Annotated in this window: 20 protein-coding genes; 8 read left to right on the top strand and 12 right to left on the bottom strand. The window is 39.6% G+C overall.

Annotated elements, in window-relative coordinates:
- Positions 1-261 precede the first annotated feature (261 nt).
- Positions 262-2010: an ABC-F family ATP-binding cassette domain-containing protein gene (locus tag PR761_RS03730; protein WP_154611075.1), complete on the top strand. Its 1749-nt coding sequence runs from the start codon at positions 262-264 to the stop codon at positions 2008-2010.
- A 166-nt stretch (positions 2011-2176) separates the two neighbouring features.
- On the opposite strand, the gene PR761_RS03735 is transcribed toward PR761_RS03730, so the two are convergent.
- The 5 genes from PR761_RS03735 to PR761_RS03755 form a co-directional block, all read right to left on the bottom strand.
- Positions 2177-2377: a hypothetical protein gene (locus PR761_RS03735; protein WP_006813068.1), complete on the bottom strand. Its 201-nt coding sequence runs from the start codon at positions 2375-2377 to the stop codon at positions 2177-2179.
- 1 nt (position 2378) lies between these two features.
- Positions 2379-2924, bottom strand: a complete 546-nt coding sequence (locus tag PR761_RS03740; RefSeq protein ID WP_039854075.1) for a PadR family transcriptional regulator — start codon at positions 2922-2924, stop codon at positions 2379-2381.
- 250 nt (positions 2925-3174) lie between these two features.
- Positions 3175-4323, bottom strand: a complete 1149-nt coding sequence (gene tyrP / locus PR761_RS03745) for a tyrosine transporter TyrP (protein ID WP_248696618.1) — start codon at positions 4321-4323, stop codon at positions 3175-3177.
- A gap of 81 nt (positions 4324-4404) precedes the next feature.
- Entirely contained in the window at positions 4405-6345 is a 1941-nt protein-coding gene (locus PR761_RS03750; RefSeq protein ID WP_006813071.1) for a pyridoxal phosphate-dependent decarboxylase family protein, read from the bottom strand.
- Positions 6346-6748: 403 nt separating this feature from the next.
- Positions 6749-7759 (bottom strand): NAD(P)H-quinone oxidoreductase, encoded by a 1011-nt coding sequence (locus PR761_RS03755; protein WP_154611074.1) that lies wholly within the window; start codon positions 7757-7759, stop codon positions 6749-6751.
- Positions 7760-8101: 342 nt separating this feature from the next.
- On the opposite strand from PR761_RS03755, the gene PR761_RS03760 reads away from it, so the two are divergent.
- Together PR761_RS03760 and uspE are read left to right on the top strand one after the other, a co-directional pair.
- The gene (locus PR761_RS03760) at positions 8102-8857 is read left to right on the top strand and encodes an FNR family transcription factor (protein WP_112836739.1); all 756 of its coding nucleotides are present in this window, start codon (positions 8102-8104) and stop codon (positions 8855-8857) included.
- Positions 8858-8982: 125 nt separating this feature from the next.
- The gene (gene uspE, locus PR761_RS03765; protein ID WP_006813074.1) at positions 8983-9930 is read left to right on the top strand and encodes a universal stress protein UspE; all 948 of its coding nucleotides are present in this window, start codon (positions 8983-8985) and stop codon (positions 9928-9930) included.
- Between the two features lie 170 nt (positions 9931-10100).
- Here uspE and pntB read toward each other — a convergent pair whose 3' ends face one another.
- Positions 10101-11489 carry a Re/Si-specific NAD(P)(+) transhydrogenase subunit beta gene (gene pntB, locus PR761_RS03770; protein WP_039854394.1) on the bottom strand — a complete coding sequence of 463 codons (1389 nt, stop codon included), beginning with the start codon at positions 11487-11489 and terminating at the stop codon, positions 10101-10103.
- 13 nt (positions 11490-11502) lie between these two features.
- Complete coding sequence (gene pntA / locus PR761_RS03775; RefSeq protein WP_115164299.1) at positions 11503-13032, bottom strand: Re/Si-specific NAD(P)(+) transhydrogenase subunit alpha; 1530 nt, start codon at positions 13030-13032, stop codon at positions 11503-11505.
- Between the two features lie 386 nt (positions 13033-13418).
- Here pntA and ydgH point away from each other — a divergent pair, with 386 nt between their 5' ends.
- Positions 13419-14369, top strand: coding sequence for a DUF1471 family protein YdgH (gene ydgH, locus PR761_RS03780; protein WP_006813078.1), 951 nt, complete (start codon positions 13419-13421; stop codon positions 14367-14369).
- 310 nt (positions 14370-14679) lie between these two features.
- Positions 14680-16071 carry an amino acid permease gene (locus tag PR761_RS03785; protein WP_039854080.1) on the top strand — a complete coding sequence of 464 codons (1392 nt, stop codon included), beginning with the start codon at positions 14680-14682 and terminating at the stop codon, positions 16069-16071.
- Positions 16072-16377: 306 nt separating this feature from the next.
- On the opposite strand, the gene hrpA is transcribed toward PR761_RS03785, so the two are convergent.
- On the bottom strand, positions 16378-20277 hold the full coding sequence (hrpA, locus tag PR761_RS03790; protein ID WP_154611073.1) for an ATP-dependent RNA helicase HrpA: 3900 nt from the start codon (positions 20275-20277) through the stop codon (positions 16378-16380).
- A gap of 223 nt (positions 20278-20500) precedes the next feature.
- Between hrpA and PR761_RS03795 the strand changes: the two genes are divergently transcribed.
- Positions 20501-21100, top strand: a complete 600-nt coding sequence (locus PR761_RS03795) for an FMN-dependent NADH-azoreductase (RefSeq protein ID WP_039854083.1) — start codon at positions 20501-20503, stop codon at positions 21098-21100.
- Positions 21101-21158: 58 nt separating this feature from the next.
- Here the strand turns inward: PR761_RS03795 and PR761_RS03800 are convergent, their stop codons facing one another.
- From PR761_RS03800 to PR761_RS03810, 3 genes are read right to left on the bottom strand one after another with little or no spacing between them, the layout of a single operon-like run.
- Positions 21159-21488, bottom strand: coding sequence for a YdbL family protein (locus PR761_RS03800; RefSeq protein WP_126460207.1), 330 nt, complete (start codon positions 21486-21488; stop codon positions 21159-21161).
- Positions 21485-21697, bottom strand: coding sequence for a YnbE family lipoprotein (locus PR761_RS03805; protein WP_006813083.1), 213 nt, complete (start codon positions 21695-21697; stop codon positions 21485-21487). The genes PR761_RS03800 and PR761_RS03805 overlap by 4 nt, the downstream gene beginning before the upstream one ends.
- A gap of 18 nt (positions 21698-21715) precedes the next feature.
- The gene (locus tag PR761_RS03810) at positions 21716-24352 is read right to left on the bottom strand and encodes a YdbH family protein (protein ID WP_154611072.1); all 2637 of its coding nucleotides are present in this window, start codon (positions 24350-24352) and stop codon (positions 21716-21718) included.
- Between the two features lie 257 nt (positions 24353-24609).
- Here PR761_RS03810 and PR761_RS03815 point away from each other — a divergent pair, with 257 nt between their 5' ends.
- Both PR761_RS03815 and PR761_RS03820 read left to right on the top strand, forming a co-directional pair.
- The gene (locus PR761_RS03815; RefSeq protein WP_039854085.1) at positions 24610-25608 is read left to right on the top strand and encodes a 2-hydroxyacid dehydrogenase; all 999 of its coding nucleotides are present in this window, start codon (positions 24610-24612) and stop codon (positions 25606-25608) included.
- Between the two features lie 14 nt (positions 25609-25622).
- Entirely contained in the window at positions 25623-26060 is a 438-nt protein-coding gene (locus tag PR761_RS03820; RefSeq protein WP_006813086.1) for an META domain-containing protein, read from the top strand.
- A gap of 84 nt (positions 26061-26144) precedes the next feature.
- On the opposite strand, the gene grxB is transcribed toward PR761_RS03820, so the two are convergent.
- The gene (gene grxB / locus PR761_RS03825) at positions 26145-26786 is read right to left on the bottom strand and encodes a glutaredoxin 2 (RefSeq protein WP_039854087.1); all 642 of its coding nucleotides are present in this window, start codon (positions 26784-26786) and stop codon (positions 26145-26147) included.
- Between the last annotated feature and the right edge of the window lie 204 nt (positions 26787-26990).

A 26990-nucleotide genomic window follows, 5' to 3' on the forward strand; every position in this document is an offset into this window, starting at 1 on the left:
TGTTCTAAAACCATCCTGTTTGCTATCATGCGGCCATTGTTCAACCAAAATAATCAAAATAAAAAGGAGGTTAATCTTATGCTGTTGTGTGATCTTATTGAATACTCACACTTCTTTGGTAATCGCCAGTGCTCAGGCTTTCACAGTTTTATACTGCGATAACCCTGCCTGAGCAAAGCAGCTAAAGAGTCTTTTCTCAGCTTACTGGGTTGTCGTGATGACAATACCATGGCGTTGTTACGCCTAAATTTCGAGTAAGCTATGAGCACATTATTATCTGTAAAATCATTAAACTACGATACATCCACCACATCACTACTTTCAGACATCAGCTTTACCCTACAGCAAGGGGATCGTATTGGGTTAATTGGCCATAATGGCAGTGGAAAAAGTACCCTACTAAAATTATTAACGTCACAATTAACACCTAACAGTGGGTATATCACCTATGCTAATCATTGTGTAACCGCCTATATTGAGCAGCATTTGCCAATTGATGTTGCACAGTCAACACTCATCGATGTTTTACTCCAAAAACTCCCAGAGCAAGAACAAGTTTCAGAACGCTGGAGAGCTGAAGTGTTGTTATCTGAATTAGGCTTTGCTCCCCATCAATGGGCGCAATCAGCTAATGAAATTAGTGGTGGACAACATACCCGTTTGTTATTAGGACGCGCACTGATCAGCCAACCTGACCTGTTACTGCTAGATGAACCGAGTAACCATTTGGATTTACCTACCTTAATTTGGTTAGGTAATTTTTTAGGAAACTGGAAAGGAAGCTTTGTATTGGTTTCCCATGACCAATCATTACTCGATAAAGTCACCAATAGCACATGGATTTTACGTGATAAAACACTGCATTTTTACCGTTTACCCTGCAGCTTAGCTCGACAAGCTTTAGCTGAAACCGATCGTGCAGATGAGCATCGCTATCAAGCTGAACAGAAGGAAATTGACCGTATTGCTACCACTGCTAAGCGATTAGCTATCTGGGGGAAAGTTTATGACAATGAAGGGCTTGCCAGAAAAGCAAAGCAAATGGAAAAGCAAATTGACCGTTTGAAAGATGATCAAACAGATCTTTCTGAGGGTTATCACTGGCAGTTACAATTGAATGGTAAGTCTATTCCCGCCGATCGTGTTCTAGAATTGAATGGTACCAAAGTCACAACACCGGACGGTAACTTGCTATTTGCTAGTAAGTTTCATCAAATAAAAAGCGGTGACCGCATCGCAATTATTGGCGCAAATGGCTGTGGGAAATCCACGTTGTTACGTTTAATCTGGCAAAAATACCAAGAGAATTTGCGCAATGAAATGCACCTCAAATTTCATCCTGCAATTTCTGTGGGCTACTATGACCAGCAACTTGCTCAGTTGCATGGTGGGGATAGCCTGAGCGATGCACTACGAGATTTTGCACCATTAACCGATGAGCAGAGAAAAATGGCACTAATTAGTGCTGGTTTTGGATACTCACGGCACCAACAGAAAGTGGCAACACTGAGCGGAGGTGAACGAGCAAGGTTATTGTTTATCGGATTAAGTCTGGCTGAATATGAACTTATTCTGCTTGATGAACCGACAAACCACCTTGACCTTGAAGGTAAAGAAGCCTTAAGTGAGCAAATTTCGCAGTTCAACGGCGCATTATTGGTTGTCAGCCACGATAAATGGCTCATCGAAAATAGCTGCCAGCGTTATTGGTATATTCACAATAACCAGCTTGAAGAATATCTTAATCTTGAAGATATTTATCAACAGATTGAGTGTCAGTCTTATTCACCACAGCAGGACTTGACTGATCTTACTGGTACAAGCCTATTTTCTAAAAAAATAGACTTCGTAGAGTTACCCTCGCACCAAGATGTATTATTAGAACAGTTGTTGATATTAGAAGATAAGCTACAAGCCGACAAACAACGTAAAGTGGCTCATCAAAAACCGTTACTTCAGCAAGAATGGATTGATGAAATAGCTAAAATTCAATCACAGTTAGGACTTTAATAAATCCCCCCTCTGCTCATCAATGAGGTCAGAGGGGGATTTTTCGCCTGAGGCGTGTTCAGCAAAATAATTATTAATAAAGTAACGCAATGTTTTTCTGTGAGTCTAGTGATTACCCAGCATTTTAGTGGTCAATTTATGAATAACTGTTTTGCCACTATTTAGCTCAAGATTTCTGTTTTTTAGCACGCTTAAAGTAAGACATAGGAACATTAGGGCAAACAACCTCTTTAAATTTCCCTTGTTTTTTTGTTGCTAATGCTAATTTTTCTTCCGTTATTTCAGTTTGTTGAGTTTGATTCATCGATATCGTTTCTTTCATGTAAGTTTGCTCTTTTGCTTGAATAATTCGGCTTGTTTTTGCCATGTTATTTTCCTTCCCCTACTAATAGACTAGCATTTACTTGTTCAATTCGGTTAACTGCTTGGTTAATAATTTCAACTACCTTGGCAGCCTCTCCTTTTGATAGCTGTTGCAACACAATTTTATGTCTGAGTAGTGATTTAAACTTATCTACCGCAGACTCAATCTCATTTGCAAACTGATTTCCAGCCCTTAACTCTTGTGCATATTTTAGTTTAGCTTTCACTTCATTAAGAATTTCAACTTTTAGCAGCAAAAAACAACGTCCTTCCGGCGTGATCTCATAGCACTTACGCCCTTTAGCTGTTTCCTCGCCGATTGAAATAAAACCAAGTTCTTCTAATAGCGTCAACGTAGGGTAAATCACACCAGGGCTAGGACAATATAACCCTGCCGTTGACTCACTGATTTTTTTGATCAGCTCATAACCATAATTCGCTCTATCTACGAGTAAATGCAAAATATAAATGCGCAATTGCTTTGGATTAAACATTCGCCGAACACTTTTGCCATCACATAAACAGTTTTCTACAGATTGCTTGTTTTCCATGACATTTCTCAGTCGTTGAGCACGGTAAAAACCGATATATCTAATATCATAGAGGCTTTTTAGAAAAATGCTAGCTTTAGATATATCGGTTTTTTGCAATGCGTGCTAATGATAATTATTACCATTCAGATGGTAGCGAGAAAATAAGTAAAAGACAGCGCAAAAAATGTTTTTAGCCGTATAAATATAAGAAAAAAGTCAGTTCTGGGAGAGAACTGACTTTCTAAGGCAAGAATATAACTCGATTGTATTAGCCTATATTCGGCAATAAATTAAATACAATCCCAAGTTGAATGGTAATCACCGCAATACCACATAAAAAAACAATGAATAATGCGGGAGTCCCTCCCAAAACTTGATACTTACGCGGATTAGCATGACGGGATTTTAATGCCATTGCGCTTGGTAATAATAATGCCAAAACAGATAAGGCGATCGCCGCATACCCTAAGGCCATAACAAAGCCTTTTGGATAAAATAACGCAAAGATCAGTGGAGGTAAAAATGTAATTAACCCTGTCTGGATTCGCCCTGATGCATTATCTGAACGCTTAAATAAATCAGCTAAGAAATCAAATAGCCCTAATGCCACACCAAGAAATGATGTCGCCAGAGCCAAACTCATAAACATTTGGGCGACAAACTCGGTTTGACTGGATTGTGCCACTTTTTTGATGGCATCAAGTAAACCATTTAGCCCCGCATTTTCCGCAAGAATTCCTACAAATGTATGCGTTCCTATGCTGCCTAATGTGGCTATCTGCCATAAAATATAGGCAACTAATGGGATAGCACTACCTACAATAAAAATAAGGCGTAATTTTTTAACGTTTCCGCCCATATATTTTACAATACTTGGCACACTGCCATGGAAGCCAAATGAGGTAAAAAATACCGGTATCGCCGCTAAAATAAGTATTTTTTCTGTTGGTGATGATAATAAATTAACCTGTTCTACATGGGGTAACATTAATGCCAAAATAATCACTAAAAATATGATTTTTGCTGCAAACAAAATACGGTTAATAAAGTCCACCGACGAGGTACCAAAGCACACAACACCACCGCCAATAACAGTAAAAATGACAATTCCTAACCAATCTGCCATTTCAACAGAAAAACTGCCCTTTAAGTTTGACGTAATAATTTCACCAGCACCCGTTACATACGCTGCCGTTAGTGCATACATTAGAAACATCATACTGAAGCCTGTAATGAATTTACCTCCAGCCCCTAAATAACGTTGAGCAACGCTCCCAATGCCCGTTTCATGAGATTCATGTTGATAAACCTCAACAAGTAATAATGCGGTGTAGCACATCAAAGCCCATAGCCCTAATAGCATCGCCAAACTAACCATAAAACCATTGCCAGCAGCAGCAATCGGCATCGCTAACATTCCTGCACCAATCGTAGTACCTGCAACAATAAAAACACTACCAAATGTACGATTTTTCATATTGAGATCCTAGCCAATCAATTAAAGACTAACTTTTTGTAGGGAATGACTGTGTTTGTTTTCTTCATCAATGAGTTGTTGTAGTTTGTCTTCAAAGATGTTTTTCAGCTCATTCCAGTAGTTTTCAAAGTGCTGCTTGTCTCTCAAGCAATGGGTCATAATTGCGGCTCGAAGGACATAAATAGAACGAACCTTATGCCATTCTTCTTCCTTGAAGTTCGCATCTAGACACAGATTTTGAGGGTTATCACCATACTCTTCATAAGTCAGTGATGTTGATGAGGTTAAAAAATCATTAGCGTAAGTCCGCCCAGCCGCATAAGAACATAATTCGTATAAACGCTTATTAAGCTGATTTTGCTTTTCCAGCGAGATGTTTCCCGTTTCCCTGAACATAAAGTTAATCATATGGAAGTCAGGGGCTGGCATCGCAACTAGCGTAAACTCACGCCCATCAATCACAAAAGACGGGCTACTATTGATTTTATCAATCATCCAGTTGGCGGTTGTGATACCCGCGGCAATCACTTTTCCATACCCCAATAAGTTCAATGGAACTAACCGATGAGCAGCCCAAACAGCGGCGGCGGTTGCACCTGCTTTAGAACCTTCCATAATCGACGATCCCAGTAGCACATTTTGCTGTTTATCCGTTTTACGGCTGCTCTCTTTAACTTCCTCAAAAACATACGCAGCGTGGTAGGATATTAAATCCACAATGCGTTTGTCTTTCATGCAGATAGCGCCTGCAGCATAAGAAATAAATCCAACTTTATGGGGATCTACAGTAATCGAGTCGGCTTGATTAAGTGCCTTAAAACTTTCATAGACATCCTGTTTCGGCCAAACCATGTCCACAGGAAAAATACCGTCATTATGATAGCGCTTAATTAGGGCTTCATACTCAAGGAATTGATTGTTCTCATCTCGGAACATCGCACACGCATAACCCGCATAGGCTGCATCGATGTGGACATAGAAAGAAACACCAAAGCGTTGTTCACATTCTTGACGTAGTTTTATCACTTCGGCAACGTTATCAATAGCGCCAGTTTCCGTTGTGCCAACAACAGCAACCACTGCAAGAATCGGCTCACCTTGTTCAATCAATGAAAAAACGATATCACGCATTTTCATTACATCGGTACGATAATTTTTATTGACGGGTAATTGAACAATATTTTGTTGACCTAGTCCCAAAATATCCATCGCCTTCATCCATGAGTAATGTTTGGATTGAGGTACTAACAATTTTCCGAGTTTGCCCTGCTCAACGCCAGCGCCTCGGCATGTCAAATCACGAATTTCTTCGAATAATCCCAACTTTTTTAGCTCATCGATTAAATCGAGAACATCGCAAGTACGCATATTCAATAAGGCAGTTTCAGACGTCTCAGTAAGCAAAACTTTCGCTTGAGGGTGTTTAGACATTGCTAACGGTAGCGTTTTAATGTTACGTGCTACCCATAGTCCCTCATAGTTAGCGACTGTTCCGCCGGAAGTAATATGTCCCCACGATGTTTGCACGTCATACCCAAACATGGCACACAGGTCTAACCCAGCCTCAATCTCTAATACCGTTGTGGTTGGTGAGGATTCTTGGGCGCAGTTATTTGGGTTGTACATCATCGCCATAACATAGGCGAGATTTGAAATCATGAGCGTATCCGCATTCATGTGCCCCATATAACGGGGAGAAAACCACGGAACTGATGTTGATTTCAATTTAGAGGAGAGCTGATTCAGGATACCTTCCGTGCGGTATAAGGTATCTCTATACTCTGGTGCGTATCTATCGACTGTAGTTGTTAAGTCTGGATCTTCAGGATGATAACCTGACCGCCAGTGTATGTGTTCGGATATTGCATATTCCATCATTTCTCTGAAAAAAACCGCATTTTCAGATTTAGGACCGAGAAATAGTGCATCTACATTCATGTTTTTATTGTTAAAATTATTCATTATCGCTACACCTTCAAACTACAGTTGGCTAATGCCAACCGTATTTAAGTGACCAACTTATTATCATTGGAAAGTGCAATAACGGGGGAATGTCTTTGTCAAATGACAACTTGTTAATGATATCGAAGAGATATATCGCTTAACCTATATTGAAAGGTAGACAAGCCGTTAATGAGCCAACTTGTCTATAGATATAATCCATCTTCATTAAAATATTAACAAACACATCTCAATTTCGTTCGGATTTGTGGACAGGTACAAAAATTCAAAAATTAATTATCTGTAAAGAGATATTTACGCTAAAAAGACTTGATAATGTAAATTATTTGTTATAAATGAAAAATAATTTCATTCTCAATGGATTATATTGACAAATAGCTAATTCAAAAAAATAACCATCTATTTAATTGTTAATCAAGATAATTTTACCAAAAAGATCACCTGATTCCATATGATTATGAGCATCAGTCACTTGTTCCAATCGATACACTTTGTTAATGATTGGTTTTATTTCACCTTTTTGTAACATTCCCCATACCTGCTGTTTTAGCTCCTTCGCAATATGAATTTTTTCATCAATACTACGAGAACGCATCGTCGACCCAGTATGTTGTAAGCGCTTAACCATCATCGGCATCATATTAAGGTTTGTTGGGTTACCTTTCATCATGCCAATTTGGATGATTCGACCAAATTTAGCCGCCACCATATAATTTTTAGAGACATAGTCTCCACCGATGATGTCAACGACGATATCCACACCATGAGAAGCAGTGAACTCAAGTGCGACGGAAACAAAATCCTGATTGCGATAGTTAATGACACAATCTGCACCTAAAGATTTAGCGACTGACACTTTTTCATCTGACCCCACCGTCGTAATCACGGTTGCTCCAAATGCTTTCGCTAACATGATAGCAACGCTACCAATCCCTGAAGTTCCGCCATGAATTAATACAGTTTCACCTTGCTTTAATTGACCAATTTGGAACATATTGGCCCAAACGGTAAAAAAGTTTTCAGGAACTGCAGCGCCCTCTTCAAAGGTTAAATTACCGAGAGGTAATGCAATATCTTGATGAACTAAACAATATTCTGCATAACCCCCTCCAGCAACTAATGCACATACACGGTCGCCAATCTGCCACTGTGTGACATCATCAGCCATTGCAACTACTGTTCCTGAAACTTCAAGGCCCATAATAGGTGAAGCATCTTCAGGTGGTGGGTAAGAGCCTTTTCGCTGAAAAATATCAGGCCGATTCACTCCTGCTGCCTCAACTTTTACAATCATGTAACCAGCAGAGAGTTTTGGCAGTGGAATATTTATTAATTGCAGTTTATCCGCATCGCCTGGCTCTATAATATCTACGGCTGTCATTAATGGGGGTAACGGTGAGAAAATGTTACTCATTATGTCCTCTTTTTATAGGTTAATAGGATAAAATGATATTTTTTTGTTTATTCTTGTGTTAATTTAATGCTAATAAACTGCTCAAAGAAAGTATTTACTCAATTGATGTTTTTGTGCGACTTTCTGAATGTTAAATACCTTCATTTAATATATTCCAATTTTTAGAATTAATAATATCTTTTAGATTAGCATTTAATTCTAAGCTTATTTAGTTAGCAAATTTAGCTTCTTTTGCTTTTTTATTTAATAAGCCAATTCTGCCTTATATAGCACTTACCAGTCGTCATATCTTATGCTAAAATTGACTCATATCAATAATTTTAATCTGATTGAGCTTTTAATATGATCCCAGAAAAAAGAGTTGTTCGTCGTATCCAGTCTGGTGGTTGCGCAATTCATTGCCAGGACTGCAGCATTAGCCAACTTTGCATTCCTTTTACGCTGAATGAACATGAACTGGATCAACTAGACAATATTATCGAACGTAAAAAACCGATTCAAAAAGGCCAAGCCTTATTTAAAGCGGGTGATGAATTACGTTCTTTATATGCTATCCGATCAGGCACAATAAAAAGCTATACCATCACCGAAGAAGGTGATGAACAAATTACTGGCTTCCACTTAGCTGGTGACCTTGTTGGATTTGATGCAATTATCCATACTCAGCACCCAAGTTTTGCTCAAGCTTTAGAAACTTCAATGGTTTGCGAAATTCCATTTGAAACGCTAGATGATTTATCTGGCAAAATGCCTAACCTACGTCAGCAAATTATGCGTCTGATGAGCGGTGAAATTAAGGGAGATCAAGAAATGATCCTCTTATTATCCAAGAAAAATGCGGAAGAACGTTTAGCTGCATTTATTCTTAACCTCTCACATCGCTTTGCAGAACGTGGCTTTTCACCAAGAGAGTTTCGATTGACCATGACGCGTGGTGATATCGGTAATTATCTTGGTTTAACCGTTGAAACTATCAGCCGTTTATTAGGTCGTTTCCAAAAAAGTGGCATGCTCAGCGTTAAAGGTAAATATATCACTATCGATGACATGACTAAACTGACTGATATCGCAGGAAAAGTTTCTTCCGTTTCTTGCTAACCTCTTCTAGACGGATCACAAACTTGGTGATCCGTTGTTATTTTTTCAGCACACATCTTGCCTATTTATCCCCAATAACATAGTTTAATGATATGGAACTATCCGTTTATTAAGAGGATATCTGTATGGCTGACTATAAAAATCTTTTAGTAGCAATCGACCCAAATCAGGATGATCAACCTGCATTAAGACGAGCTGTTTATATCGTGCAGCGTAATGGGGGACGGATAAAGGCGTTCTTACCTATCTATGACTTATCTTATGATATGACGACCCTACTTTCTCCTGAAGAACGTAATGCAATGCGCAAAGGCGTCATCAGTCAAAAAGCAGCATGGATAAAACAGCAAGCACACTTCTATATTGAAGCCGGAATTGAAATTGAAATTAAAGTCATTTGGCATAACAAGCCTTATGAAGCCATCATTCAGGAAGTCATCAGCGGTCAACATGATTTACTATTGAAAATGGCACACCAAACTGACAATTTGGAATCCATTATTTTCACACCGTTAGATTGGCATTTGCTCAGAAAATGTCCATGTCCTGTGTGGATGGTAAAAGATAAAGTTTGGCCTGACCATGGCTCCGTGGTGGTTGCGGTTAATCTGTCGAATGAAGAATCTTACCATGATGACCTCAATATTAAATTGGTCGAAAAAACGCAAGATTTAGCTCGACGCGTTATCAAGGATCAAGATATCCATTTAGTCAGTGCGTACCCTATCGCCCCCATGAATATTGCTATCGAACTACCGGATTTTGACCCGAGTTTGTACAATAACGCGTTACGTGGTCAGCATCTGATTGCCATGAAAAGCTTACGCCAAAAATTTGGTATTGATGAGAAATTTACCCATGTTCGTGAAGGTCTGCCGGAAAAAATCATTCCCGATATGTGCGAAGAGCTACATGCAGGCGTTGTCGTTCTGGGGATTTTAGGACGTACAGGCCTATCAGCTGCTTTTCTTGGTAATACTGCAGAACATGTCGTTGATAAACTAAAATGTGATTTATTGGCGATAAAACCGGATGGTTTTGTTTGCCCAATTAATGCATCTGAAAATGACTAATTAAAAAGATTAATTTATTAATCTGTAGAAGCTCATAAATCGACATATTTATGGGCTTTTTTATTTTCTCCTATTATTACTCGAAATCCGATTAATAATGATCATGATATTTTGATATAAAAACGCCCTGATTTCAGGGCGTTTATTCTAATCAAAACTTTTATTCACTATTACAATGCTTTTAAAATTGCATCGACACTGGCTTTTGCATCCCCAAATAACATTTGGGTATTTTCTTTAAAGAATAATGGGTTTTGTACACCCGCATATCCAGTATTCATCGAACGCTTAAAGACAATGACATTATTTGCTTTCCAAACTTCCAATACTGGCATTCCCGCAATTGGACTATTTGGATCTTCCTGCGCCGCAGGGTTCACCGTGTCATTTGCACCAATAACTAAAACCGTATCCGTTTCAGCAAAATCATCATTAATCTCGTCCATTTCTAATACAATGTCGTAAGGGACTTTGGCTTCTGCTAATAATACGTTCATATGACCGGGTAAACGCCCTGCTACAGGGTGAATACCAAAACGTACTTTGATACCGCGTTCACGTAATTTCGCTGTGATATCGTGAACTGGGTATTGTGCTTGAGCCACTGCTAGTCCATACCCCGGAGTGATGATCACTGAAGTGGAATTTCTTAGCATTTCAGCCACTTCTTCCGCCGTTGTTTCTCGGTATTCTCCCATTTCTTCTTCTGTGCCCGTTGAAGAACCATCGGTACCGAAGCCACCGGCGATCACACTGAAAAATGAGCGATTCATCGCTTTGCACATAATGTAAGAAAGAATTGCACCAGAAGAACCAACTAATGCTCCCGTAACGATTAATAAATCGTTGCTCAGCATAAAACCTGCCGCCGCAGCTGCCCAACCTGAATAAGAGTTCAGCATCGAAACAACGACTGGCATGTCAGCCCCACCGATAGAGGCAACCAAATGCCAACCGAAAGCTAATGCAATCACTGTCATGATAAGCATCAGGAAGACTTGCAGGCCCACACTGTCAGTTTTAACAAAAATAACCAACAGAATGAATGAAACGACTAATGCAGCAAGGTTCAATTTATGACGATTTGGCAACATCATCGGTTTTGATGACATTTTTCCAGATAATTTTCCATAAGCAACAATTGAGCCAGTAAAGGTTACCGCACCAATGAAAATACCTAAAAAGACTTCCGTTAGGTGAATATTCTCCATCACCGCATTGGCATGCCCTTCACTTGCAATAAAGCTGTTAAAGCCAACAAGTACCGCAGCAAGACCCACAAAGCTATGTAGAATCGCCACTAACTCTGGCATTTCAGTCATTTCAACTTTTTTCGCTAAGCGGATACCAATCACAGCACCAATAACCATTGCAGTAATCATCCAACCCACATTAGCGCTATGGGGTCCCATGATGGTAGCAATCAATGCAATCGCCATTCCGATAACGCCGTAAGTATTCCCACGTTGGGAGCTTTCATGGCGAGATAGTCCTGCAAGGCTGAAAATAAATAGGATAGCAGCAACAATATATGCCGCTGTCACAACTCCACTCGACAACATAAGTTACCCCTTATCCTTTACGAAACATTTTTAACATGCGTTGGGTCACTGTGAACCCACCGAAAATATTGATACTGGCGATCAATATGGCAATAAAGGATAAGAAACTTACCCAACCACCACTGCCGATTTGCAATAATGCACCGACAACAATAATTCCCGAGATAGCATTAGTGACCGACATTAACGGCGTATGCAATGCATGAGTTACGTTCCATACCACGTAATAACCCACCACACAGGACAATGCAAAGACCGTAAAATGTGATAAAAACTCTGCAGGTGCGGAGTTAGCGAACCAACCAAATAGAATAATAGCTAACGCCATAAGACTAAATTTGGTCACCGGGGACATTTTTTTCTCTGGTGCTTTTACTTTTTCTACGGCTTTAGGTTTAACTTGTGGTTGCGCAGAAACTTTGATTGGAGGAGCTGGCCAGGTAATTTCTCCCTGCTTAATGACAGTGACACCTCGGATGACTAAATCATCAAAATCAATGTCAATTTCGCCATTTTTTTCTTTGCAGAGTAATTTCATCAAGTTAACAAGGTTTGTGCCATATAACTGTGATGATTGCGTTGGTAGGCGACTAGGTAAATCCGTATAACCAATGATTTTTACACCATTGTCAGTCACAACCAATTTGTCTGCTTGAGTTAATTCGCAGTTACCCCCTGTTTGTGCAGCAAGGTCAACAATCACACTACCCGGCTTCATAGAGGCAACCATTTCTTTGGTGATCAGCTTTGGCGCTGGTCTACCCGGTATTAATGCCGTGGTGACGATAATATCGACATCTTTAGCTTGTGCTGCAAATAATTCCATTTCTGCTTTAATAAACGCTTCCGACATGACTTTAGCATAACCATCACCACTGCCAGCCTCTTCCTTGAAATCAAGTTCAAGGAATTCTGCGCCCATACTTTGCACTTGTTCTTTAACTTCTGGACGTGTATCAAAAGCACGAACGATCGCACCTAAACTTCCCGCTGCACCAATGGCCGCTAATCCAGCAACCCCAGCACCGATAATCATCACTTTGGCTGGTGGTACCTTTCCTGCCGCAGTAATTTGCCCCGTGAAAAAGCGACCAAATTCATGAGCTGCTTCAACAATGGCACGATAACCTGCAATATTTGCCATCGAGCTTAATGCATCCAAAGATTGCGCTCGAGAAATACGAGGAACTGCATCCATAGCCATGACATTAATATTACGTGCTTTCAAAGACTCCATTAAATCAGGATTTTGTGCCGGCCAAATAAAGCTGACTAAAGTCGCCCCTTCTTTTAATAATGAGATCTCATCGGCTTGCGGTGCATTTACTTTAAATACAATATCTGCTGCCAGTGCCGTTTCACGATCAACAATTTCAGCGCCTACTTGCTCATACGCAGCATCGTCAAAACTTGCTAGATGTCCCGCCTGTTGTTCTACACACACAGAAAAACCCAATTTCAATAATTGAGTTACCGTAGAAGGTGTAGCAGCAACACGCGCTTCATTGGCAAGTCGTTCTCTTGGTATACCAATACGCATAATGTTCCCTTTTTAAAGCATGAAGTAATCTAGTATGTAAGTTAATTAGCAAAATATGACTATCTAGTTAAAAAGAAAAGTCTTATTTTGTCGTTAAACCGTTTTAAAATGTTCTAATAACCTACTGAAATTAACTTGATTGATCCATAATTGATCACGTTTCTAAGACAGTAAATGGAATTCACCGTGAAAATCTTAGTTTTAGGTCAATAAAACACTGGATACTTAAAAAAAACTGGTAAATTTGACTAGTCAACCAATATTTGTGTCCTCGCTAAATAAAATAATGCGACAACATAGACAGTTACGTGTAATAATCTCGCCTATGTGGTACAACTATTATTCAGCATGTTTATAATAAATTACGCAAGTCGGAAGGATTTTGTATGAAGCTGAAAACTACGGTCATCGCAGCCGCGGTGTTATCATTAACAAGTATAACTGCGACTCAAGCGGCTGTTGAATTGACGCCAAAACAGGCTAAAGAATTACAACCTTATGAGCGTATAACAGTCACCGGGCGTTTTAATGCTATCTATGAAGCATCCGATGCTGTTTCCCGTAGGGCTGATAAAATGGGGGCAAATGCCTTTTACATTCAAAGCCTTGATGATATCGGTGATAGTGGCAACATGCGTGTTGTTGCGGATGTGTATGCAAAAGATGCACCTAAGATTGAAGAATCAAAACGTCGAGTATTTGATGGCATAGAAGAGATGTCCAAAGCAGACGCTAAAATATATCAACCTTTTGATACTGTCACTGTCAGTGGTTTCTACCCGTCTCAACCAGATCTATATGAAGCATTAGCTAAAAAAGCAAAAGAGAAAGGCGCTGCGTCTTTCTACTTAGTGCGTAACGTTGCCATGAATGATGGTGGTAATACGCTAGCAACGGCTTATATCTATAAAAAAGACGCTCCTGTACGCCAAATTCAAAAAGAAGATGCAGTTGTTCCTGCTGACTCTGAAGCCGGACGAGCAATGTTAGCGGAAGGTGGCGAAGCCGCTGATAAAGTATTAATTCCTGGTGTTGCCAGTTCAGATGAGCCAACCGAAGCGGTCGGTCGTTTCTTTGAGACATCATCTAGCCAACCTGGTCGCACTAGCGTGACATTGCCTAACGGTTATGTCATTGAAGAAGTGAACAAAACCGCAGCAGCAATGATGGTTCCTTTTGATTCCATCACGTTCTCTGGTTATTACACCAATACGCCAGAAGTTCGTTATCAAATAGCGAAACGTGCTGAAGCGAAAGGTGCTAAATATTATCATATTACGAGAGAATGGCAGTCTAATGGTGGCAGCGTAACCATTAGTGCGGATCTATTTAAGTAATCGTTAATAAGACTCTTCTAAAAGCCAGTTTGTGATACAAACTGGCTTTTTTGTACCCTCTATTTTAAGCAAACAATGCATTCTCCCCCGATCGTATCCACTTGTTTACCTTTAGTAACCAAAAGTGAATAAAACTTCTGCTTAAGTGCATATTTTTCCATTGCATCTGGTTCATTTCATTCGTAGAATCCACACACTAATTTAGTAGGCGATCTCACTGGATTTATCCTCAGTTATAGTGAATCTAGTTACGACAGTCTCTATCTTAACGTCATTTTAACTTTTGATTGCAGAACAACCAGGATATACATTGAAAAACACTCTAAGCCTTACCGCCCTAACCGCGCTAGTTCTCAGCTCAATGGTTGGTGCCGGTGTTTTTAGCCTTCCACAGAATATGGCTGAAGTGGCGAGTCCATTAGCATTAATCATTGGATGGTCCATCACAGGCGTCGGGATCCTATTCCTTGCATTTTCTCTTTTATTTCTTTCTAGGATACGTCCAGATCTTGATGGCGGAATATTCACTTATGCAAAAGTTGGATTTGGCGAGTTTATTGGCTTTTGTTCCGCCTGGGGCTACTGGCTGTGCGCCGTCGTTGCCAACGTATCTTACTTAGTCATTGTCTTTGCTGCGATTAGCTTCTTTACCGATACGCCAGATAACATTGTATTTGGTGATGGTAATACATGGCAGGCTTTAATTGGGGAGTCTATTTTACTGTGGGTCGTTCATTATTTGGTCTTACGTGGCGTACAAACTGCTGCGGGTATCAATAAACTTGCCACAATGGCAAAACTCATCCCCCTCGGTTTATTCATTGTTTTGGCTTTTCTTGCTTTCAAATTAGATATTTTTGATGCTGATTTTAGCGGCATAGAACTTGGAATTCCCGTCTGGCAACAAGTCAAAGATACCATGCTCATCACGTTGTGGGTTTTTATCGGTATTGAAGGTGCGGTGGTCGTTTCTGCCCGAGCTAGAAATCGCCGTGATGTGGGCCTTGCTACCATTTTTGCCGTTAGCTCTGCATTGATTATTTATATCTTAGTTACTCTACTTTCCCTAGGGATCATGCCTAGAGCTGATCTTGCTGAGATCAAAAACCCATCAATGGCAACCCTGATGGTGAGCTTGATTGGGTCTAGCGGCGATATCATTATTGCTGCGGGTTTGATTATCTCCGTTTGTGGCGCCTATTTGAGCTGGACAATTATGGCGGCAGAAGTACCGTATATTGCCGCTCAATATCAATCATTCCCAAGAATTTTCAATAAACTCAACAAAAATGATGCGCCGTCATCTTCTTTATGGCTCACCAATGGTGCAGTACAGTTGTCATTGGTTTTAATTTGGCTAAGTGGCAGCAACTACAATACATTGCTAACTATTGCCTCTGAAATGATTTTAGTTCCCTACTTTTTAGTCGGGGCATTCTTGGTTAAAGTAGCCTATAGTCGTCATAGTAAAGCATTACTTGCAGTCGGCTTAGTCGCTAGCATTTATGGTTTATGGCTATTATATGCTTCTGGTTTGATTAACTTGATGCTATCCGTTGTTTTGTATGCACCAGGCATCTTACTGTTTCTCTATGCTCGTTCCCAGCAAACATCTAAAGCCCCACTGAAACTCGCTGAGAAAATATTGATAATAGCTATCGCTGTCGCATCTGTTCCCGCTCTCTATTATCTCTTAACCTAGCTTTGAGTTTAAAAGGTACTAAGTTCTCATTTGGACTTAGTACCCTCCTATATTTCAAACGCCCTTCACTCCGGACTCTATTTAGCTGTCTTTACTTCTAGTTATTTTTCTAAACGCCCATGCTTTACTGGTTAACTTGAGATCGTAAAATCAATTACGGTGTTGCAGGTATCTTTTGTTTAAAAAACAACAAGCATGTTGTAACTAAAAAGCCGGAATGTCAGCCACAATAAATAAGTAAGCAAGAATAAAAAACGCACCTGCTTATTGAAAGCCGGTGCGTTTTAATGAGATTAAATCAATGACCTATAATTGCTGGCTCAAGCTTTCCATCGTCTGGATAATCCGTTTATCGGAGATTGGATATGGCGTCCCTAATTGCTGTGCAAATAGGCTCACCCGTAGCTCTTCAATCATCCAACGCACTTCTTGAACCTCGGGTAATTTTTTCTGTAGAGGAGTTAATTTGCCCATCCATTGCTGCCACATATTTTGCACATGCTCAACTTTACTCATTTGCGCACGGTCACGATTCGGATCAATGGCCAGTTTTTCTAAACGACGTTCAATACCGTTCAAATAACGAAGGATATCTGGTAATCGTTTCCAGCCCTGCTCTGTCACAAAACCTTTAAATACTAACCCTGACATTTGTGCTTTTAGATCAGATAAGGCTAACGCCATCGAGAAATCAACACGACCTTTTAGGCGCTTATTAATAGCAAACACCGATGTTAAAATTTGTTCAACTAGCTTCGCAATGTTAACCACGACATCGTTAAGTTCAGCACGGGCATATTCCTTCAATTCTTCAAATTGCTCTTCATTCCAAACTGCGCCACCATAGTTATCAATCAGTTGGTCGACACCACAAGCAATACAATCATCAATCAGCTCCAGCACTTTACCATACGGGTTAAAATAGAGACCTAATTTTGACTTATTAGGTAATTTTTCATGGAGATATTTAATTGGTGAAGGAATATTTAATAACAGTAATCTGCGCACTCCAGCCCACATGGCTTGTTGTTGCTCAAATTCAGTTTCAAAAACACGAATACCAACGCTGTTTTTTTCATCCACCAACGCTGGATAAGCTTTCACCGAGTACCCACCTCGTTTCTGCTCATAGCGTTGGGGTAATTCACCAAAGCTCCAGATATGCAAACCGCTCTGTTCGATACCGTCATCAACCACTTCAGATAAGGTTTCTTGCACTTTTTCCTTGAGACTATCTTTTAGTGCATCAAGATCTTGCCCTTCCGCGATGGTTTTATTTTTATCGTTAACAACTCGATACGTCATTTTTAAATGCACAGGCAATTGATCTAGCTGCCAAGCTTCTCTTTCAACTGTCACACCTGTCATGCGACGCAATTCGCGTTCAAGCTTATCCAGCACACTGCCCTCTGGATTGGGTACTCGCTCTAGAAATGCTGAAGCATAGTTCGGTGCTGGAACAAAGTTACGGCGAATCGGTTTAGGTAATGATTTAATCAGTGCCACAATTAATTCATGACGTAACCCCGGAACTTGCCAGTCAAAACCAATATTTTGAACCTGATTTAAAATCGCTAATGGGATATGTACCGTGACACCGTCAGCATCAGTTCCCGGCTCAAATTGGTAACTTAAGCGGAATTTTAATTCACCTTGGTACCAATAATTAGGATAGTCGAGTAATGACACATTTCCCGCATCCTCCTTAATGAGCATATTTTTCTCAAAGTTAAGCAAGTCTGGTTGCTGTTTTGAGACATCTTTCCACCATTTATCAAAGTGACGAGATGAAATCACATCATTAGGAATTCGCTGGTCATAGAACGCAAATAACGTTTCATCATCCACGAGAATATCGCGACGTCGCGATTTATGTTCTAAATCCTCAACTTCAGATAGTAACTTTAAATTCGCTTTAAAAAAGGCGTGGCGAGTATTCCAATCACCCTCAACTAGTGCATGGCGAATAAATAATTCACGACATAATAATGGATCAATCGATCCATAATTCACTTGGCGGGATGCAACAATAGGCAAGCCATACAATGTCACTTTTTCAGAAGCCGTTACCGCGCCTTCTGATTTTGACCAATGAGGTTCACTATAATGGTGCTTAACGAGATGCCCAGCAAGTGGTTCAATCCATTCAGGGTCGATCGCCGCCGCAATTCGCCCCCAAAGTTTCGAAGTTTCAACTAGCTCTGCAACCATTGTCCATTTTGGCGGTTTTTTAAATAATCCAGAACCTGGAAATATCGTAAAGCGAGCATTCCTTGCCCCAATAAACTCATGTTTTTCCGCATCTTTTTGCCCAATATGCGATAGCAAACCAGCTAATAGAGAAACATGAATACTACGGAAGTCAGCCTCCACACTATTGATTGCAATACCTTGTTCTTTAACGACTTGTCTTAATTGAGTGTACAAGTCCTGCCACTCTCTAATTCGTAGATAGTTGAGAAAATCCTGACGGCACATTTTTCTAAACTGAGCATTGGACAATGCTTTTTGTTGTTCTTTTAGATAGTCCCATAGGTTTAAAAATGCCATGAAATCGGATTGCTTATCGTGAAAACGACGATGCTTTTCATCAGCCGCTTGCTGCTTATCAAGAGGTCTTTCACGTGGGTCTTGGATCGACAATGCCGATACAATCACCATGGTTTCTCTCACTGCACCATATTTTCTGGCTTCAATCACCATACGTGCTAAACGTGGGTCTACGGGCAGTTGCGCCAATTGGCGTCCTACATCCGTTAAACGATAACCTTTATCAGCCTCTTTATGTGGCTGAATTCCCCCTAACTCTTCCAGCAGTTTGACACCATCTTGGATATTACGTTTATCCGGTGCCTCTACGAATGGAAAAGCAGCAATATCGCCAAGACCAATCGAAGTCATCTGTAAAATGACCGATGCTAGGTTAGTTCTTAAAATTTCAGGATCGGTAAATTCAGGACGAGAAAGAAAATCCTCTTCAGAATACAATCGGATACAGATACCATCAGAAACACGTCCACAACGCCCCTTACGTTGATTCGCTGAGGCTTGAGAAATAGCTTCAACGGGTAAGCGCTGTACTTTAGTACGATAGCTATAGCGGCTAATTCGAGCATAACCGGTATCAATCACATATTTGATACCTGGAACTGTTAATGAGGTTTCCGCAACGTTAGTTGCCAAAATTATGCGGCGCCCACCATGAGGATGGAAAATCCGATTTTGTTCGCTGTTAGACAGTCGCGCAAATAATGGGAGTATTTCCGTGTGACGTAATTGCAACTTAGTTAGTGCATCAGCGGTATCGCGGATCTCTCGTTCTCCGCTCATAAATATCAAAATATCGCCAGGGCTTTCTCGACCTAGCTCATTCACAGCATCGATAATGCCATCAATTTGATCCCGCTCACTGTCATTGTCATCCCCCATAATTGGGCGATAACGGACTTCCACAGGATAAGTACGCCCTGAAACCTCAACAATTGGCGCATGGCCAAAATGACGAGAAAAACGCTCAGGATCAATCGTCGCAGAAGTAATAATCACTTTAAGGTCAGGGCGTTTAGGTAATAATTGACGTAAATATCCCAATATAAAATCGATATTTAGACTACGTTCATGGGCTTCATCGATGATAATTGTATCGTATTGCAGGAGTAATTTATCATTCTGTAATTCAGCGAGTAAAATACCATCGGTCATCAACTTAACTTGAGTTGTTTCACCAACTTGGTCACTAAAACGAACTTTATAACCTACGTTAGTACCCAGCTCGCACTCTAGCTCTTGAGCTAATCGTGAGGCAACTGAACGAGCAGCGAGTCGCCTTGGTTGAGTATGCCCAATAAAGCCTTTAATTCCTCGACCTAATTCAAGACAAATTTTAGGTATCTGAGTCGTTTTACCTGAGCCAGTTTCACCTGCAATAATCACCACTTGATGATGTTGTATTGCTTCTAGAATGACTTGTTTTTTCTGGCTAACGGGCAAATTATCGGGATAAATAATTTTGGGGACATTAAGGCATTTTTTTTCAACTTTTTGCTTAGCCTTTTCAATATCCCCTTTAATGACTTCAATAACCGCCATACGCGATTTTTGATCTTGTATTTTAGCAATTCCATGGATTCTTTTTTTGAGCAGCCATTGGTCACGTATTGAAGTTTGTTCAATTTCAGCATTGAGTGTCGATAGAATGGGGTCCATTCTCTAATCCTTATATTTCAATTCATTACATCATCAGCAAGTTAAACTTCCCCTACGCTGACTAAAGATAATATTTAGTTTTATTTTGTAATTTTAGTTATTTCATGAAAATACCATCAATTTTTTTGAACCTAGTCTTCTAAAAATCTTCCTATCAATCTACCCTATGTCGAGTATCATTATCGTTAATAGATAGAGAGTTACACCGATTTCGAGGGAAACAATGAGTAACGTATTATTATTAAAATCCAGCATTTTGGCAGACTATTCGCACAGTAACAAAATGGCTGATTATTTTATTCAGCAATGGAAAGCAAAAAATCCGGCTGATGAGATTACTGTTCGAGATTTAGTTAATGACCCCGTCCCAGCCATTGATCGTGAAATTTTAGCAGCTTTTGCACCGAGTGACACTAAAACCGCTGAACAACAAGCACATTTGGAGCTGTCGAATCAATTAATTGCTGAACTTAAGCAAAGTGATGTCGTTGTGATTGCCGCGCCAATGTACAATTTTACGATCCCATCTCAACTGAAACATTATTTTGATTTTATTGCTCGCTCTGGGCAAACATTTAAATATACAGAACAAGGTGCTGTCGGGCTATTAAAGGGTAAGCGTGCATATATTTTGACGAGTCGTGGTGGTATTTATAGAGATACCCCAACCGATATTATCGTGCCTTATTTAACACTGTTTTTAAATTTTATTGGGATTACTGATATTGAATTTATTTTTGCTGAAGGAACTGCATTAGGCCCGGAATCAGCGGAAACTGCTCAGTTACAAGCTAAATCTCATATTGATGCTCTGATTGCATAACAAAACGCCTTGTTAGATTTAGTCTGTTACCTATCTGCGCACAATGATGTGCGCATTTTTATTTTTTCTTTACCCACTGCCCATTAATGCCTCGTACATATTCTCCCTTGTCTGCACGATCCACCAGCTTTTGCCCTGCAAGTTTCGCAACATCGTTGGTTTTTAAGTTATTCTTTCTTGCGATTTCATCGTATTTTGCTTTTCTTTCTGCGTTGATTTGTTCAATCAATACCTTCGCCTCTGGGTTATTGGGATCGACAATGGCTAAATATCCCGAGAATGTTTCTCCAATTAATCCTTGGTTTTTACCTTCGTCCACGGTCAGAGCAAATGCAGAAAATATGCTAAAGGCCGAGAATAATATAATCACTTTAATCAAATTCATCATTTGCTGTGAACCTCACCAAATAAGTCACTATTTTCTTTCAGCAGTTCCTCGACTTGTCGGTCCGCTTTGATCTGAATTTCATGTTCAATCTTAACATTCATATTGATATTAATAGGTTTATCTGGTGTTGCAACTTCTACCCGTAAACAAGCTGTCAACCCTGCAACCATTGCCATCACTGTTACTAATTTTAATGTTTTCACGTTCATCCTTTCTTTATTACAGAATCACAGATTTTTTTCCAACCACTCTTCTAAGCCACTACCAAAGCGTAAGCTACGCCATAATTGAAAAACATTTTCTTCATGGTGGTAATTTAAGTGAACTTCACGTTTCTTCGCCTCACGGGCGTTATATCCTTCAAGAATAGTCGACATTGTTAATAGCCCCAAGTTGGTTAAATTAACATCAGTGCGACTTTTTTCTATTTCTAAATATTGCAACCAACCAATCGCTGAACCCGCAGAGATATTATCTTTAGCAATAGATTCAACAAAATCTGTTTCTAAACGCAGTGTTAGTGGGCCACTATTTTCCAACCAGCCACCCCGAACAATCCATTCAGGGTTGTTCAAATAAAAAGGCAATTGTCCATTAACTCGACCGGAAACCGCAAACTGAGAAACTTTAAGCTTGGTAAATAATTCGCTGAGTTCCACGTCATGAACACTAATGGTAGCGGGTTTATTTTGAGGCCAACGTAATAAATCTAAATTAACCTCTCCCCCCAGCATTTTAAAACCCACATTACTTAACTGTATTGGCGTTGTTTCAGTAGGTGGATAGGTTCCGGATAAATCAGCTTTAATATCTGTAAACTCAAACAAGTTAGAAACATGTTTAATCCGTAATTCAACCGGAGATTTTTCACCCAGCGTCCAAGTGCTATTGTGCAATTTCCATGGGAGGACAAAATCTAATCCATTTAATTCACCATCTTTTAACCAGAGACTGGTATTCGCAACACGCCAGTGTCCGCCTGCAATAAATCCACTCTCAGGAGCGATAGAAAATGCAGCCTGAGAGAATAGCTTTCCTTGCCGTAATTCTATTCCAAGATCTTTAGGAATTAATGTCTGAAATGCAGTGACCGATTGCTCAGGCCAACGCGCTTCCCCTCTTAGACGCTCGCCATCCCAACGCCCAAATATTACGATAGGCCCAACTTGTTGAGTACTTAAATCCCCTTTTAATTGAAAACTTGCAGGAGATTGACCTGTTAGGTCAGCATTGACCGTTGTTTTCGGTAAATAACTGTCTACGCCAAATTGCATTTTGTCGCTGGTTAATTGTAATGAACCGTGGAAATTAGCTTTACTTTCATCCCGCTGCCAAATTAGAGGTTGTGTAAGAATTAAACGTGGCGAGCTCATCGAAAGTAAGCCGTATTTGATCTGGTCAAATCCCGTTGTTAGGCTATTTAGCGTTAGTTGTGTATCTTGCCAGCTTCCATTTCCTTTGATATCCCAACGAGCAGCCAATGTCGGTAATTGCGCATTTCCCCAATAATTCCAAAACCACTTTCCTTTATCAATATTGAATCTATTTGCAGTTCCATCTAAATGAACGACAAAATCCCCCCAATACTGTTCTTTCACTTTCACAATGGCCTGTAAACGCCCTGAAATTCCCTCGGCACTCAAACGAGTGCCCGCTAGCGGTAAACGTATTTCATTGAGTAAAATTGTCGGTGTCACTTGTCCATAGGCTCTCATTAAAGAACCGGGCAAAAATGCAACCGTCGGAGAAACTATCTGACCTGCAATTTTTGCAGGTAAATTAATGTCCAGCACCATGTCATCATATTTAACTTGTCCATATAGCCTGAAGTTAATATCCGCATTGAGTAAATTAATATGGCTAGGCTCAACCGTTAGTACAACGTTAGCTTTACCTTTTTTAGCATCCGTCAGCATATTTAATCGACCCGAAACCTTCATTTCATTGATAGTTTGATTCCAGTGGTCAATTTGAAATGCAATGCCGCCATGCAACGGAATTTCCGCATCCTGCCAGTTCCATCGTCCATCTGAAACGATCAATTGAGAAGCCGATATTTGCCAAGGTAGGTAAAATAACTCTCGCTGAAACTCCACATCTGTGACTGAGAGTAAACCTTGGTCGCGTTGCCAATGAAGTTTGGCTTCTAAACGTTTACCCAGCTCTACCAATTTAAAATGTGCAGTAATATCTCCCGTTTCAGGCATTTGCTCGCTGGTTAGAGGTAACGCTAGTTGAGCTGTTAATTCAATGCGCTGAGGTTCAATATTCGATACTTTAGTTGGGTTAAGCGGATCGTTCGGGAGTGTATCTTGAGGCAAATTTATAAAAAACTCATTGATCAAGAGTTGTCCCGACGGTGTAATTAATGAGGATAAGGATATATTTTTTCCTCGATAATCTAGCGCTAATTTAGCGTCATCTGTACGACGCAACCAAAGACTACCTTGGTATTTTTCCCATGACTGTAAATTAATACTCTCTATTACCAGTGAAAACTTTGGGATTGAATTCAATAGGTCAGAAATATTGGTGGGTTCTGTTGATGAATTATCATCGGTTTTGATTTTATCCATGCACTCTGCTGCAAGGTTTAAACCATCAATATTTATACGTAGTGGAAAAAATGAAATACGAGTGTTGTCCAAATTGGCGATAGAACAATTGTCTACCGTTATTCTTATCTGCGGGAATTGTATTTGCCTCCCCACTAACTGAGGATCAGAAAGTGACAGCGTCACGGGATGCGGTAAAAAGTGATTTGCGACAATGGGTACCCAGCGAGAAAACGTGGTCCACAGTAAGACTAAGAGCGCAAAGCTAACTCCAAGTAAACAGAGTAGTATTTTAAGAGCCCTGATCATTAACTGCGTCCTTGTTTAAACATATACTTCACTCGTATGTTAATACTTCTTATGGCTTGGCTACTTTTAACTCAATAATAGTATTGCATTGTTAAACATAAAGCATAAACGAAAATCGAAAGTAAACAGATAGATATTTTCTGAATTTATAGATGATTTACACTACCAATTGTCTTATTCTGAACTTATCTATTAGTAGGTTTTTACTTTTACCTACCTGTTATTTATTGGTTCCTATGAATTATGGAGTCCCTCTGATGAAAATTGTTTCTTATAGTACCAAACAGTATGATCGCAAGCATATGGAACAGGTTAATCGTCAATCAAAATTTGATTTTAATATTGAATACTTTGATTTCCCACTAACTGTTCAGACTGCCAAAAACGCCGTTGGTGCCGATGCAGTGTGTATTTTTGTGAATGATGAAGCTAACCGTGCTGTTTTAGAGGAGCTAGCTGCTCTCAATATTCGAATTTTGGCATTGCGCTGCGCAGGGTTTAACAACGTTGATTTAGATGCTGCTAATGAACTAGGTATTGATGTTGTTCGTGTTCCAGCTTACTCCCCAGAAGCGGTAGCAGAACACGCTGTTGGTATGATGCTGTGCTTGAATCGACGAATTCACCGTGCATATCAGCGCACCCGAGATGCCAATTTCTCCTTAGAGGGTTTGACCGGGTTTAACATGCATAACCGAACAGCGGGAATTATCGGTACAGGCAAAATCGGTCAAGCAACCTTGAGAATTTTAAAAGGCTTTGGAATGCGCCTGCTTGCCCATGACCCATATCCAAACCAAGCTGTCTTGGATCTTGGTGCAGAATATGTCGATCTGGACACGCTATACCAACAATCCGATGTTATTTCCCTACACTGCCCTTTGACACCAGAAAACCATCATTTATTAGATGAAAAGGCATTTAATAAGATGAAACCAGGGGTTATGATCATTAACACTAGCCGTGGTGCATTGATTGATTCAGTCGCTGCAATTAGCGCATTAAAATCGCAAAAAATCGGTTCATTAGGCATGGACGTGTACGAAAATGAACGCGACCTGTTCTTTGAAGATAAGTCAAATGACGTTATTCAAGATGATATCTTCCGTCGCTTATCATCCTGTCATAATGTTTTGTTCACTGGACATCAAGCATTTTTAACTGAAGAAGCCTTAACGAGCATCAGTTTAACAACGTTAAATAATATCCAGCAAGTCAGCCGCGGTGAGATTTGCCCAAATATTGTTAAGCCTTAGTTGGACAAGTTAGGATGAAAAGATTAATCCCTCTTACGTTATTAGGCTTACTACTTGGTGCGTGCCAGACGCACCAAGTCAATGCGGGTAATAGTCATCAATCCCTAGAGCAACAGTTAATGCACCATAATTTTGTGCTTACTGAAGTTAATGGTAAAAAAGTAAGAAATAAGCAAATAGCCCCAGCCATTTCATTTGGAGAGAAAATGTTTGTCTCTGCTTCTATGTGTAATGACTTTAATGGCATGGGGACATTTGATAATACTACGCTAAAAGTAAAGTCACTAACTAAGACAGAGTTACAATGTGTTGATGAAGATCTCTCGCGCTGGGATTCGATAATAAATCGCATGTTAACGGAGGGTGCTACAGTGGAATTAACCAAGAATCGATTAGTTCTCCTACAAGGTCATTATAAACTTGTGTATACATTAAGTGACTATATGCAATGATTTTTAATTTATAAAAAAATAAAAAACCACATTCCAGCTAAAGAATGTGGTTTTTTTTATTTTATTCTGTACTAGATAAAAATGTTACCTAGCCTGTGTAAAAAGCAAATTAATCTCTGTGGCTTTAGAAATTTTATTCATATAATTATGAATGTTTGTGCTAAATGAAATTTCTTTCACAATGCTTAAGCTACGCAGTACTGGAAAGATAATAAAGTCATTAATATCCACGGTATTTACATCTCGTTTTTCTAACCACAAATCTAATAAATCCATATGCGGTTCAAGCTCGATAAGTAATGTATGAGTTTCCTTTCTCAGCACGTCTAAATCCCCATGAAACTTACTCACGCGCTGGATATAGGTCGCTTTAGCCTCAGGGGTATTTGTCTCTGGAAATTCAGACTCAGTGAAACGTGGAGTGACTAGTTTTGATACTGTCGATGATACGGCTTTATACCAGTTATCAATTTCAGTGCTCATTTCACCGCTTGCATATTGAGGCTCTTTTAATTGATCAATGTAGCGAACGATATCTAGGCTTTCAGGTAAGTAGCTACCATCATTTTTTTGTAAAATAGGTACCATTTTACGCCCGATCATCTTAGTTGGTGTTTCTATATCACTATCGAGTAAAATAATTTCCTCAACTGCTATTTTTTTAAAACCAAAAATCATTCTCGCACGTACACAAAAAGGACAATGATCATAGATATACAATTTCATGAGAACCTCACTAATTATGTGATAAAAAACCAACGATCTCATTACAGTATACTTTATATTTACATTTATTGTAGTAATAAATAAAGTTTCATTCGCTAATATCATTAGTTTATTTTTTAAAATAACAAAAAAATAAAAAATAAAGCATTCAATCATAACGGACGCAACAAAATATAATTTTTATTATAAATACAATAATAGTGG

The organism is Providencia sp. PROV210 (genome assembly GCF_028479445.1).
Classification (GTDB): domain Bacteria; phylum Pseudomonadota; class Gammaproteobacteria; order Enterobacterales; family Enterobacteriaceae; genus Providencia; species Providencia rustigianii.